The sequence below is a fragment of the Bradyrhizobium sp. 192 genome (assembly GCF_023100965.1).
In the GTDB taxonomy this organism is placed as follows: Bacteria; Pseudomonadota; Alphaproteobacteria; order Rhizobiales; family Xanthobacteraceae; genus Bradyrhizobium; species Bradyrhizobium symbiodeficiens.
In genome coordinates this window covers 883,215-896,157 of the sequence record NZ_CP064690.1, presented here as the reverse complement: position 1 = coordinate 896,157, position 12,943 = coordinate 883,215, and the positions used below count along the sequence as shown (strand labels likewise).

Below are 12,943 nucleotides of genomic sequence, written 5' to 3'. Positions count from 1 at the left end.
CTCGCAAGAACGAGAAACGGCGGCCCGCGAAGAGGCCGCCGCGAGGGAGGAGTTTCGATGCCGCGATACGGGCTGAAGACGATCGCATTTGCCACGATGCATGCCGTCATGGGCGCATTGCTCTCGACGGCCGCCACCGCACAGGATTACCCCAGCAAACCGATCACGCTGATCGTGCCGTGGCCGGCCGGCGGATCGACCGACATCTCGATGCGCGCCATCGCCGACAGCGCCTCGAAGGTGCTGGGGCAGCCGATCGTGATCGACAACAAGGCCGGCGGCGGCGGCACGGTGGGACCTGCGACCATGGCGGCGGCCGCGAAGCCGGACGGCTATACTATCTCGCAGATTCCGATCACCGTGTTCCGCCTGCCTTTGATGCAGGAGGTGTCGTGGGATCCGGCCAAGGATTTCACCTACATCATCCATCTCACCGGCTACACCTTCGGTGTGACCACCAGCGCGGAATCCCAGTTCAAGACCTGGAAGGACGTGGTGGAGTTCGCGAAGGCGAACCCGGGCAAGGTGACCTATGCCACACCGGGCGCCGGCACCTCGCTGCATATCGGCATGGAGCAGATCGCCGGGATGTCCGGCATCAAGCTGACGCAAGTTCCTTTCAAGGGCGGCGCAGAGACCAACGCCGCGGTGCTGGGACAGCACACGATGCTTCAGGCGGATTCCACGGGATGGCGGCCGCTGGTCGATGCCGGCAAGCTGCGGCTGCTGATGGTATGGACCGGCGCACGCTCGCCGAACTATCCCGACGCTCCGACGCTGAAGGAGCTCGGCTATCCCATGGTCTATGACTCCCCGTTCGGCATCGCCGGCCCGAAGGGCCTCGATCCAAAGATCGTCGCCAAGCTGCACGATGCTTTCAAGAAGGCGGTCGAGGACCCCGCCGTCGTGGCAACGCTCGCCAAATACGACATGGTGCCGAACTACAAGAACACGGAGGACTACAAGAAGTTCGTCGTCGAGGTCACGGAGTCAGAGCGCAAGGTGATCGAAACGCTCGGGCTGGCGAAGAAGTAGATTAGGCGGCCTGCGTGTCCCGGACGCGGTGCAGCGCTTCTTCAGTGGTGCACCGCAGAGCCGGGACCCATCTTTTCGTCCACACTCATGGGCCCCGGCTCTGCATCGCATCACCATAGCACGTCGAAGACGTGCGTGAACGCACTTATGGTGTTGCGCTGAGTCCGTGGCACGAGAGGGATCGCGATGAACAATCAAACCAACGTCAAGCTCCGCCTCAGCAACTCCGAACTCTGGGGCGGGCTGATCGGGCTCGCGCTCGGCGGCTTCGTGATCTGGTCCGGCATGAAGCTCAAGCTCGGCACCATCAACGATCCCGGCTCCGGCTACGTGTTGTTCTACACGGGCATCCTGATGTGCGTGTTCGCAGGCGCCATCATCGTCTCGGCGGTCACCGAGGGCGCGCCGACGCTGGCCTCGCGCTGGGAAAATGCGCGCTGGAGCAAGCCGCTCCTGCTGATTGGCTGTCTCGTGGCATTCTCCATTGCTCTGGAGCCGCTCGGATTCCTGCTGTCCTCGATCCCGTTGATGCTGCTGCTGTTGCGGCTGATCGATCCCGTGCGCTGGACGCTGGCGATTCCGATCGCAGTGCTGGCGCCATCAGGCATGTGGTGGGTGCTCAAGCGGCTGCTGTTGATCCAGCTGCCCTCGGGCCAGTTCGGGATCGGTTGACCCTATGGATACGCTTGTCAATGTCGCCCATGGGTTCGGCGTCGCGCTTCTGCCGGTCAACCTGCTCTACTGCTTCATCGGCGTCTTCATCGGCACGCTGGTCGGCGTGCTGCCGGGCATCGGGCCGATCTCGGCGATGTCGCTGCTGCTGCCGGTCACGCTGTCGGGGACGCCGGAATCCGGCATCATCATGATGGCCGGCATCTATTACGGCTCGATGTATGGGGGCTCGACCACCTCAATCCTGGTCAACATTCCCGGCGAGGCCGCTTCCGTCGTCACCTGCATCGACGGCCACCAGATGGCGAAGCAGGGACGCGCGGGTCCCGCGCTCGGCATCTCCGCCTTCGGCTCCTTCATTGCCGGCACGTTTGCGCTGATCGCCTTGATGCTGGTCGCGCCGAAGCTTGCCAGCGTCGCCATCGCGTTCGGCCCGGCCGAATATTTCAGCCTGATGGTGCTCGGCCTCATCGTGCTCACCTTCCTGACGCAGGGCTCGATGCCAAAGGCACTGCTGATGGCCTGCATCGGTGTCGTGCTCGGGCTGATCGGGCTCGACAGCATCACGGCGCAGCCGCGCCTGACCTTCGGCCGCATGGAGCTGATCGACGGCATCGGGCTCGTGCCCGTGGTGATGGGCCTGTTCGGCGTTGCCGAGGTGCTGCTCAACACCGAGCAGGCGATCAAGCGCGACATCATCAACACCAGGATCACCCATCTGCTGCCCAGCAAAGAGGACTGGAAGGCGAGCGCAGGTCCGGTCGGCCGCGGCACCATCCTCGGTTTCTTCCTCGGCATCCTGCCGGGCGGCGGCGCGGTGGTGGCGTCCTTTGCCTCCTACGCGCTGGAGAAGCGGCTGTCGAAGACGCCCGAACGCTTCGGCCATGGCGCGATCGAAGGCGTCGCCGGGCCGGAATCAGCGAACAACGCCGCGGCGGGCGGCGCCTTCATTCCGCTGATGACGCTCGGCATTCCGCCGAACGTGGTGATGGCGCTGCTGCTCGGCGCCTTCGTCATTCACGGCCTGCAGCCGGGACCGCTGCTGATCACACAGAACCCCGGCCTGTTCTGGGGCATCGTCGCCAGCATGTATATCGGCAACGTCATGCTGCTGGTCCTGAACCTGCCGATGATCGGCATGTGGGTGCAGCTGCTCAAGCTGCCCTACAATATCCTGTTCCCCTTGATCATCCTGTTCACGATCCTGGGCGTCTACTGCTCCAGCAACAACGTGTTCGACGTCTACGTGATGATCGCGTTCGGCATCATTGGCTATTTCATGCGCAAGCTCGGCTACGAGCCGGCACCGCTGGTGCTGGCCTTCGTGCTGGGGCCGATGATGGAGAACAATCTGCGCAAATCGCTGATCCTGTCACAGGGCGATCTCTGGACCTTCGTGCAGCGGCCGATCTCGGCAGTGTGTCTCGCGTTTGCCTTGGTGCTGCTGATCGCGCCGCTATTGCCGTCACTGCGCAAGAAGCGCGAGCTGGTGGCGCTGGATGAGGGGGCGTGAGGAGATATTGTAGGGTCGGCAAAGGCGCGCTTGCCGTGCTATACTCTCTAGCTTTTTCAAATTTCGCGAAAACAACCCCATGCACAGTAGAATAGGATTGATTTCAAAGAAGAAATTTGCGGATCAGCGCCAACTCTCGCTAGGCTGTCGGGCAGCGCGGCTAGACTAGTTTATCCACCCCTAACTTGCCCGCTCACTGATGCTCAACAGGACCTCGGACGGCGTATCGTTGAGGATCTTTCTTTAGATGTCTGAATGGTTAGCGACAGCGTAGCTGCTTGCGTTAAACACCGCCGCAGTCGGCAAACAATCCGCGCCATGGCTGCACAATTTGCCTTCGCAATCAGAGGTCGTCGAGCTATGTTCCGGCTTGATGGAACTCGTGTTCGACAACTCTGAACTTAACGGTATCTGGGGAGCCGAAGCCCCGGACATTCTCGTTATCGGCGGGTATGCCATACGTCGCGACATGACCGTTGGTCTCTTGGAGAGGGTAAAGGCGTTTAAGGCCAAACACGGCATAGACAGTCACTGTCCGGTCAAATGGAATATGCGTGACTTGGATCGTCCGCTTGCTGCCCATGGCCTGGAGAACCAAAAGCAAATCCTCATCGAAAAGAGTGACGCTATTCGTACCGATTTGCTCGACGCGCTCACCACGGCCGGCGCAGTGATATTTGTCAGCGTCATCCATGCCTACTCAAACAACAAGCAGGTTCTCGGCAAGACTAAGGAAGACTTGGTAGGCTATTCGTTTGGTAACCTGCTGATGCGGGTTGGTCTCTTCTGCAAAGACAGTGCGGGAGGCAGGCGCGTTGATTCGCTTCTCGATTGGCCAGAAGCGAATAATCGGGCTCCTTTTACCTCTGAGTATCATACCGGGTGGCGCTACGGCAGGTCAGGCCCTGAACAGGGTGGGGTGAAATACCAATGTGGACCGCTGGCTCAAATGGCATTCGCGCCGGCTGTGGCGTTCGCCGGCATGGAGTTCGAGCCCAGGCTACAACTCGCTGACTTGGTCGTCGGTGCCGGGCGGGAATTTATCAATTACTCGATGGGCAAGAGTAAGAAGGAGGCATTCGGAGTGCAGCGCTTTAAGGCTCTGCTCCCTCACCTCTACCAAGCCAATGGCCAGACGCTTGGGCGGGGCATCACGGTCTCTCCCACGAACGGGGACCTCTCGGCAGCCGTATTGAAGGCGTTAAAGAGCATGTGAGCTTTGGCTCAGCAGACTATTGCTAATCCAGAGCCTCCGGACAGATCACAATCTGTAAGGCGCTTCAGGAGCGCGGATTTGCCCCCGGCATCCTTTGCATCGCTTGCTTTGCAATTTCTAAAAAGCTGAGTTCGATCAATAATTTGTTGATGCGCCGCTGGCTTCAATGCTCTTGAATTGTTCTTTGCGCGCGAATCTGGCGCAGTGCGGTCTCGCTCAGCATATCGCAGGGAGAGGCTGAGCCTCATAAAAGCACGCCGAAAGGTTGCGTCAATTCGCAGAACATTCTCGGCGGGAGTAACCTCTAATCATGCTAGTCGAGCCAAATTGGGCGGCCTTCCGCTCCAAGTTCAACGGCAAGGAGGAAAAAGCCTTCGAATGGTTCTGCTCACTCTTGTTTGCCAAAGAGCACAAGCAGCCGATCGGGCCTCTGCGATACTTCAACCAAGCCGGCATTGAAGAAGATCCGATCACCGTTGGCAGTGAAGTTATCGGCTGGCAGGCGAAGTTTGTCGAAAAATTTTCTGGGCAGACGGAAACGCTCAAGAAGGCCATTGATGACGCCAAGCTTCAGAACCCGAGCCTGACGCAGGTTTACTTCTACGTCAGCGCCGACTTCGGCCAGAGCAGAAAAAAAGGAGCAAAGGAACCCTCATACAAGACAGAAATCGAGGACCACGCACGGTCCAAGGGAGTGAGCATCGTTTGGAGAACGCGCAATTATTTCGAAAAGCCATTCGTATGCGAAGAAAACGCAAATATTTCGCGATATTTCTTTACTAACGAAAAGAGCATAATCGATCTCATTCGAGAGTTGGCGCGACATACCGAGGCCATTCTCAATCTTATAAAATCGGAAATCGCCTCGAACGGCGCAGTCATCAAGATTGATAGAAGTCCGCTTGTTCTTCGGCTCAAAGAAGCGCTCCTGCAATCGCCGGTCGTAATAGTTTGCGGAGAGGGGGGCGTCGGCAAGACCGCAGTTGTGAAGGACTTCCATCATCAACTGGCCCCTACCACGCCGATGTTCATGTTCAAGGCGACGGAATTCACCGCGCTTGCAAACGTCAATCAACTCTTCAAAGATTACGGTGACTTCACTGTATCAGACCTGATTCAGGAATTTAGTTTAGCCGACGAGAAGTACGTCATAGTAGATTCCGCCGAGGAACTGTCTGGGATAGAGCACCCAGAGGTTTTCCAGGAGCTTCTGTCCACTCTCAGATCAGCTGGCTGGAAAGTCATTTTCACAACGCGTCTCAGCTACCTTGAAGACTTGGAGCGCACACTCATCCACGTGTATGGCGTCTCGTTCAAGCCTTTAACGGTCGAGAACCTGACAGCCGATGTACTAGCGCAGTTTGCGAAAGACTACCAGTTTGCACTTCCGGAAAGCGAACGCCTGCGCAAATTGCTCCAAAATCCGTTCTACCTGAATGAATATCTTCGTGACTATCCACGAGGGCACACCAAGATCGACTACTCGGAATTCAGAGAGGCGATGTGGAACACTCGCATCGCGAAAACTTCCGACACGCGACATAATTTTCATCGGAAACGAGAGCAGTGCTTTTTGGAGATTGCCCGGAAGCGAGCGACGACAGGCAGATTCTTTGTATCTGTCGAAAATTATGATGATGTGCTTCCTCCGTTGGAAGCGGATGAAATCATAAAATACGACGCCGGCGCCGGCGGCTATTTCGTTGCTCACGATATTTACGCCGAGTGGGCTCTCGACAAAATAATCGAGCGGGCCTTCCACGCGTCGCTTACATTCGACAAACTCTACGAGGCCATAGGAAGCTCGCTGCCGATACGGCGAGCATTTCGGAGCTGGCTTTCTGAGAAGCTCCTTTCCGATGATGACGCCGCTAAGAGGCTCATCGAATCGACCATCGATGCTGCCGAGGTCGAGCGTCATTGGAGAGACGAAGTTATCGTGGCCGCGATGCTCTCTCCCTATGCGGAGGTCTTCGTAAGCTACGTGAGTGCAAGGCTGCTCAGCCTGCCCGACAAGTCGATCGAGGAGGGGAGCTTCACTCGATATAGTCGGTCGATCTCTGTACGCAGCAAGCATGAGGATTTGTTGCTTACGAAAGTCCTCTTCTTATTGAGAATTGCCTGCAAGGACATCGATCACGATCTGCTCAAGGTCTTCGGAGCGAGGAGCCATGCGCTGGCTCATCTATTCGCAAAGCCCAGGGGGGCTGGGTGGCATAGTGTTATCGCGTTTTTGAGTGAGCACAAAAGCGAGCTTGGTTTGGCGTACATGAATCTCGTTCTTCCCGTGCTAGACGACTGGAACCGCTATAACAAGCAGGGCTCCACAACGAAACACGCGGCACAGTTGGCTCTATTCTATTACACGGAACTGGCGAGAGGTGACGGTCACTTTCCGTACGGTACAAACGACGATACGAAGGAACAGCTAATAAGGACCATCTTCAACGGCGCTACGGAGATCACAGGCGAATTAAAGACAATCTTCAGTCGGATCGTCTCGGATGGGGACGCAACCCGCAGGACCACCTACTATGAGTTAGCGCACGCAGCGCTCGGAGACGCGACTGAGACCGGTATCATCGCCAAGCATTTGCCGACTGAGCTGCTGGCACTCGCGAACTTCTACTGGATTTACACTCCACCCAAAGAAGAGAATGCCTGGTACTCCGGTCGCCACGATATCGAAATGGAATCGTATTTCGATCTGGCTAGCAATCATTCGGACTACTATCCAGCTAGCGCTCTCCAAACACCGATATTGAACTTGCTGCAGGCTGCCCCAAAGGAAACAGCGGACTTCATTCTCAGTTTCACCAATAGGGCAGTCGACTATTTTGCCACGACCGACCTCGGTAAGGCCGAGGTGGAAGAGGTCGTAATACATATCGACGGCAAGCCGCCTATCAAGCAATTCGTATCGAACCGCATCTGGAACCTCTACCGAGGCACCCAGGTCGCACCGACACTTATCGAATCGATCCATATGGCATTCGAACGATGGCTGCTCGCCCAGGCCAAGATGGCTAAGCCGGAAATCTTGGAAGGCTGGTGCTTGTATCTCATAGAGAACTCGCGCTCCGCATCGATCACCGCCGTTGTGACAAGTATAGTTCTTGCGGAACCGAGCAAGTTATTTAATGTCGCCGAGATTCTATTTCGCACCAAGGAGTTGTTCTTCTTCGAAATGGGGAGAATGCAGCTGGACTTATCTGCAAAGAGTCTGTTCGGGATCAGCTCTGATCCGAATGGAATCTTTACGAGCGAACGCCTGAATACATGCGACGATGAGCATAGAAAAACGAGCTTAGAGCACCTTGCACTCAAGTATCAGCTGTTTCGATCGGGCGATGAGACAGAGGAACAGGTCAAGGCTAGGCAACAGACGATTTGGCATATCTTCGACGAATATTACGCCTGTCTACCAGCCAAAGAAGACGAGACTCACGGCGACAAGACTTGGCGCCTGTGCCTAGCGCGCATGGATCGACGGAAGATGAACATTTCTACGGAGGCCAAAGACGACAAGGTGCTTATCAGCTTCAATCCGGAGATTGATCCTGAGCTAAGACAGTACAGCGAAGAAGCCGTTGCAAGAACCTCAGAGGCGATGAAATACACGCCATTGAAGCTTTGGTCGCACTATCGATTTGAGCGCAACGAGAGTGAGTACACGAAGTATCCTCAGTACGAAGGCGACTACAAACAGGCCCTGGCTGACACAAAGATTATCATCAAAGGCCTGGAGGCGAACGAAGACGAAGACGAGGATGGGCGGTTCTCCCTGCTTTATAGAGCAGTTCCTGCCTATGTCTGCGCTGTGCTGATGAGGGATGAACTCGACTCTCTCGAAGCCTCAGAACGAGAATTCTGTAAAGATGTTCTCCTCGACTATGCGTCCGCATCGCTCGACGAAAGATATCAGTATCAGGTTTCGGATGGCGTGAGCGCGGCGGTGCTCGTCCTCCCCACCTTGATGAAACCGTTTCCGAAAGACGCACTGCGCGTAAAAGAGCTTCTGTTGTTTGGCCTATTCAACGAACGCCCGGCCGGAATGTCGCAGAGGTTTTCAGACTTTGCGGCATTTGCGATCTTGAATGAAATGTGGAGAGACTGCCCGATAGACGCAAATTCATTATTTCTGAGCTATCTTCTTTTGAAGCCGAAACTGGATGGCATTCGCAGCGCCATTAGAGAGAAGAAGTGGAAGAGCCGTACTTTCAACTTCTCGCAAACCGAGGTTTTTCAAGAGCTCTCCAAGCAGTGCAAAAGCGAGCTTGAGAAGGTCTGGAGTAATCAGCTAACGTTCGCTGACTTGCCGCAGGTACACACAATAGATGCAAGTGTTCTCGCCGCTGGATTTTTGTTACTGCCTCTTCCTGTCGCTGAGGAAGATCACAAGGATTTTGCGCGAGCGGCCTGTAAAGCTCTTGCTAAGCGAGTGCTAGAAAGGGACCGCGAGGATCGATTTGACTACACTCTTCGGCATCGCTTCTTCGACAAGCTAGCGAACGTTGTGCTGCAATCCGATAAGGGAGATATCAGGGCATACCTGCAACCTTTCCTGGAGCACTTCGGCGATTCTCGCGAGGCCGCCGCTCTGTTGAGCTCACTTGTTTCCGCGGAAGACAAACAAAATCAGTACGAACAGTTCTGGACGGCGTGGGAGCTATTTTATCCGACCATCAAGAAGCTCTGCGAACACAAGACCGGAAGGCTTTACGGCTCAGAGGTCGTGCATAACTATCTGCTGGCGTGGCCATACTGGAAGAAAGGCATAAAAGAATGGCGGTCGGTTAAGGTCCGGGAAAAAGCCTTTTTTAAGAGGGTTGCTGAGGAAATTGGAGATCACCCTGCAGCCCTCTATTCACTCGCGAAATTCTTGAATGAAATCGGCGGCGGCTTTGTTGATGATGGGATTTCCTGGATCTCTGGGATCATCGAACGAACGCCCGACCTGGATTCGAGAGAGCTCGAAGTCAACACGGTCTATTATTTGGAGAATCTGATGCGCGACTACTTGCTCCAGAGCCGACATAAGGTCCGCACGACGCCTCAAACTCAACATCAGGTTCTTACTATTCTGAACTTCCTCTTAGCGAAGGGTTCCGCGACGGCATATCTGCTGAGAGAAGACATTCTCTAACGGACAGGCCGCTTCGACACCTTTTCAGATACCTTACCCCGCCGCAGGCAATACGCTGTCCGGCGGCGTGCCCCACGGCCGTTTGGCCGAGGCCAGACCAATCAGGCGGCCCTGGATATAGTCGCAACCCCAGTCGCGCAGCATGTTTGCGGCCTCCTCGTCCTGCACCCATTCGGCAACGGTCTTGATGTCGAGGCGTCGCGCGAGATCGATCAGGGTCTGCACGAAGGCGCGATCGTCGGCGGAATGTGTGATGTTCTGCACGAACGCACCGTCGATCTTCACGATATCGACGCCGAGCTTGCGCAGGTTTCGGAACGAGGTGTAGCCCGCGCCGAAATCGTCGATGGCGATGCGGCTGCCGAAATTCTTCAGCCGCGTGACGAAGCCGCGGACATCGTCGATGTCCTGGATCGCGACCGTCTCGGTGATCTCGACGATCAGCCGCTCGGCGACCCCGGGATGGGCCAGCATCAGCGACTCGATCCCCGCCCACCAGTCCGGATCCATGGTGGTATCAGGCGAGATATTGAGACTGAGGCTGATGTCGGGCGCGGCGGCGAGCTCGGCGACCACGAGCTCGAGCACGCGGTGATCGACCAGGCGGATCAGGCCGAGCCGTTCGGCGACCGGCACGATGTCGGGCGCGAGCAGCACCTGACCGTCGCCCTGGTCCATCCGCACCAGGCATTCGTGGAACGCGCGCTCGCGCGAGGCGACCGACACCACCGGCTCATAGGCGAGCTTGATGCGGCGCTCGTTCAGCGCAGTGACGATCTCGTCGGTGACGCGGATGTTGACGCGGCGCTGCGCGTCGCGCGTGGCATCCGGACGCCAGGCCGCGAACGAGCCGACGCGGCGGCGCTTGGCGGCATCCAGCGTCTCATGGGCGCGGTTGACGGCTTCGTCGGCGTTGCGGGCATAGCGCGGCAGGCTGACCGCGCCGATCGAGGCGGTGACCGAGACCGGGCCGGATTTGGTCGGCACCACCTCATCGCGGATGCCGGCAAGGAAACGCTCGGCGGCGACGTTCATGTCGTCGACGGTGCAGGTCTTCAGGATCAGGCCGAACTTGTTGCCGGAAAAGCGGCCGAGCACGTCGCCGCCACGCAGACGCGAGCGGATGCGCTTGGCGATGTCGAGGATCACGGCGTCGGCAACGTCGAAGCCGAAGGCATCGTTGACGCGGGCAAGATGGTCGATGCCGACAAGCATGAAGGCCGCGGTCGAGCGGAAGCGGGTGGTCTCCTCGATCGCCTCGGCCAGCGCCGCAATCAGATGAGAGCGGTTGAGCTCGCCGGTCAGCGGATCGAGCCGGGCCAGCTTCGTCAGCTCCTCGTCGCGGGCATGGCGCTCACTGTTGATGCGAACGGAGCCAATCGCACGCGTGGGGCGGCCGTCGGGGCCGGCGAACCAGCGGCCGGTCTCTTCGACCCAGACCACGGGATCGGAGGCGCTCATGCGCACGCCGTATTCGACCCGGTAGGGCGTACCGTCGGCGCCGTGCACGGCGGAGGTCTGCGCCAGCGCTGCGGTCCGCAGCGTTTGCGCGGGTTCGATCAGCTTGGCAAATTCGGCGCCGGTCGCCAGTCGCTCGACGGGAATGCCGGGAAAGACGCTGGCGACCTGATCACCCCAGACGATCGCATCACTGCCGATATCCCAGGCGAACACGGCCTGGCCGAGGGCGGCCAGGATGTCAGAGGCTTGCGGTAATGCGGGGGTCAAAGTCGCCTCGTTTCGGGACAGCGGGAAGTCCTGAGCTGACACAGGATAAAGCCAGATTCGTCGCCAACCCTAGGCAAAGTTCATAAACAATTTGGAAACCACGTTTCTACGGGCCGGGGAACCAGACCGGCCCGTCCGGCATAGGCCTTGCGAGTACTGACACGCCCCCGGCGCCAGCGTCCCGAAACGCGACAGGCTCTGCCGGATCAACGGTGATTGCGATGTTGAGTACGGATCGATCGGACGCGACGGAGAACGGCACAGGCACGGCCATGGTGCCGCTCCTGCCGATTTTGCAACGGGTTTACAAGACGCCGTTGCCGCGTCCCGATCCGAGCTTCGTCGCCCAGCTGATCGCCAATGCCGAACATCTGCCCCAGGCGAACCGGCTGCGCCGCGCCTCCTCCGAAGATGCGCAGACGGCCTATGGCGGCAAGCGCCCGCTGCAAAGCGTCAGCGCGCGCACGCGGCAGGTGGTTTGAGATCAATCAGCGCGGCGGCGTGTCGGGGGACGGAGAGGTGCCGTCGCCCGGCTGCAAATGCGGCGAGGGGACTTCCGGCGAGGGCGCGCTCTGCACCGGCTTCGGCGCGGGAGGGTCCATCAAGACGGATTCGGCGACCGACTGTGCCGAGGGCGCGGGCGGCGTCACCGGTGCTGCGAGCGGCGCGGACACCGGCTCGAACTTGGGCTCGGCCACGGCGTCGTCCGCCGGAGCTTCCACCTGGCGCTTGGCCTTGCGCGGCGCCGGCACGGTTGTCTCGGCGACATAGGTGACGCGGCGGCGCGTGCGCTGGGCAATGCCGCCGAGGAAATCGGCCATTGCGAGCAGCACCAGGAGGAAATAGGTCGAGTTGCCGAATTTGGGCCACATCACGAATTCGGCCGCGGCCCCGCCGAACAGGATCAGCGACAACAGATGATCCATCAGGAATTTCGAGCCGGGCCGCGCGCCCTTAACCACTTCGAGCAGCAGCAGCACGATACCGAGCGCCAGCATCAAGTCGGCCAGCGTGACCGGCCAGGCCTCGCCTGACACCATCGGCACCTTGAACAGCACATCCGTGAAGGACACGGTCGGCATCAGGAAGGCGATGATGTTGTAGACCGCGAGCGGAATCAGAAGCAGCGGGAAACCGACCATCGGCGAAAGGCCTTCTCGATCAAGATATCCAGACAGGACAATGCGGCGGCGAAGCATTAGCTCCGCCGCCGCCACTGTCATATCTCATGGGTTGGCCGAAATCAGGCAGGCGAAATGATCCTGCCCGGAGAAAGGTCCTTAACTCAGGACTCTTTCTTCTTCAGGACCTGACGGCCCTTGTACATGCCGGTCTTGAGGTCGAGATGATGCGGACGACGGAGCTCACCGGAGTCCTTGTCTTCCACATAGGTCGGCTTCTTGATGGCGTCTGCCGAGCGGCGCATGCCACGGCGCGACGGCGAGGTTTTTCTTCTCGGAACAGCCATTTCTACATCCTCTAGGGATTGGTGTTATCAGGGCATCGTCCGCGAGGGACGGCTCAGCACCCGCAATCCGAGGCGAGCTGAATGCCGATCAAGGCCGCGCTTATAGAGGAAGGCTGGCCGCAAAGCTAGGCTCTTGGGCCGGAAAATGCGCCCGAAAAGGGCCCA

The 12,943-nt window shown here is 58.3% G+C and carries 9 protein-coding genes; 6 read left to right on the top strand and 3 right to left on the bottom strand.

All coding sequences use genetic code 11. The features are described 5' to 3' along the window. Positions 1-57: 57 nt before the first annotated feature. The 5 genes from IVB24_RS04180 to avs4 all read left to right on the top strand — a co-directional run bounded on the left by IVB24_RS04180 (position 58) and on the right by avs4 (position 9,582). Complete coding sequence (locus tag IVB24_RS04180) at positions 58-1,035, top strand: tripartite tricarboxylate transporter substrate binding protein (RefSeq protein WP_166467751.1); 978 nt, start codon at positions 58-60, stop codon at positions 1,033-1,035. Positions 1,036-1,221: 186 nt separating this feature from the next. Continuing rightward, on the top strand, positions 1,222-1,707 hold the full coding sequence (locus IVB24_RS04175) for a tripartite tricarboxylate transporter TctB family protein (protein WP_247772133.1): 486 nt from the start codon (positions 1,222-1,224) through the stop codon (positions 1,705-1,707). A gap of 4 nt (positions 1,708-1,711) precedes the next feature. Continuing rightward, a complete protein-coding gene (locus IVB24_RS04170; RefSeq protein ID WP_247772132.1) occupies positions 1,712-3,220 on the top strand; it encodes a tripartite tricarboxylate transporter permease in 1,509 nt (502 codons plus the stop codon). Between the two features lie 373 nt (positions 3,221-3,593). Next, positions 3,594-4,436 (top strand): hypothetical protein, encoded by an 843-nt coding sequence (locus IVB24_RS04165; protein ID WP_247772131.1) that lies wholly within the window; start codon positions 3,594-3,596, stop codon positions 4,434-4,436. Positions 4,437-4,746: 310 nt separating this feature from the next. Beyond that, complete coding sequence (gene avs4 / locus IVB24_RS04160; protein WP_247772130.1) at positions 4,747-9,582, top strand: AVAST type 4 anti-phage nuclease Avs4; 4,836 nt, start codon at positions 4,747-4,749, stop codon at positions 9,580-9,582. A gap of 33 nt (positions 9,583-9,615) precedes the next feature. On the opposite strand, the gene IVB24_RS04155 is transcribed toward avs4, so the two are convergent. After that, complete coding sequence (locus IVB24_RS04155) at positions 9,616-11,310, bottom strand: GGDEF domain-containing phosphodiesterase (RefSeq protein WP_247772129.1); 1,695 nt, start codon at positions 11,308-11,310, stop codon at positions 9,616-9,618. Between the two features lie 221 nt (positions 11,311-11,531). On the opposite strand from IVB24_RS04155, the gene IVB24_RS04150 reads away from it, so the two are divergent. After that, positions 11,532-11,792, top strand: a complete 261-nt coding sequence (locus tag IVB24_RS04150; RefSeq protein ID WP_162308947.1) for a hypothetical protein — start codon at positions 11,532-11,534, stop codon at positions 11,790-11,792. A 6-nt stretch (positions 11,793-11,798) separates the two neighbouring features. Here IVB24_RS04150 and IVB24_RS04145 read toward each other — a convergent pair whose 3' ends face one another. After that, on the bottom strand, positions 11,799-12,452 hold the full coding sequence (locus IVB24_RS04145) for a hypothetical protein (RefSeq protein ID WP_247772128.1): 654 nt from the start codon (positions 12,450-12,452) through the stop codon (positions 11,799-11,801). Positions 12,453-12,595: 143 nt separating this feature from the next. After that, positions 12,596-12,778, bottom strand: a complete 183-nt coding sequence (rpmF, locus tag IVB24_RS04140; RefSeq protein WP_007598106.1) for a 50S ribosomal protein L32 — start codon at positions 12,776-12,778, stop codon at positions 12,596-12,598. Positions 12,779-12,943: the final 165 nt, after the last annotated feature.

What these genes read in the sequence shown, in the direction of transcription:
- rpmF (WP_007598106.1), bottom strand. Translation starts at nt 12,778, where the DNA reads ATGGCTGTTCCGAGAAGAAAAACCTCGCCGTCGCGCCGTGGCATGCGC.
- IVB24_RS04165 (WP_247772131.1), top strand. Translation starts at nt 3,594, where the DNA reads ATGGAACTCGTGTTCGACAACTCTGAACTTAACGGTATCTGGGGAGCC.
- IVB24_RS04175 (WP_247772133.1), top strand. Translation starts at nt 1,222, where the DNA reads ATGAACAATCAAACCAACGTCAAGCTCCGCCTCAGCAACTCCGAACTC.
- avs4 (WP_247772130.1), top strand. Translation starts at nt 4,747, where the DNA reads ATGCTAGTCGAGCCAAATTGGGCGGCCTTCCGCTCCAAGTTCAACGGC.
- IVB24_RS04145 (WP_247772128.1), bottom strand. Translation starts at nt 12,452, where the DNA reads ATGGTCGGTTTCCCGCTGCTTCTGATTCCGCTCGCGGTCTACAACATC.
- IVB24_RS04180 (WP_166467751.1), top strand. Translation starts at nt 58, where the DNA reads ATGCCGCGATACGGGCTGAAGACGATCGCATTTGCCACGATGCATGCC.
- IVB24_RS04170 (WP_247772132.1), top strand. Translation starts at nt 1,712, where the DNA reads ATGGATACGCTTGTCAATGTCGCCCATGGGTTCGGCGTCGCGCTTCTG.
- IVB24_RS04150 (WP_162308947.1), top strand. Translation starts at nt 11,532, where the DNA reads ATGTTGAGTACGGATCGATCGGACGCGACGGAGAACGGCACAGGCACG.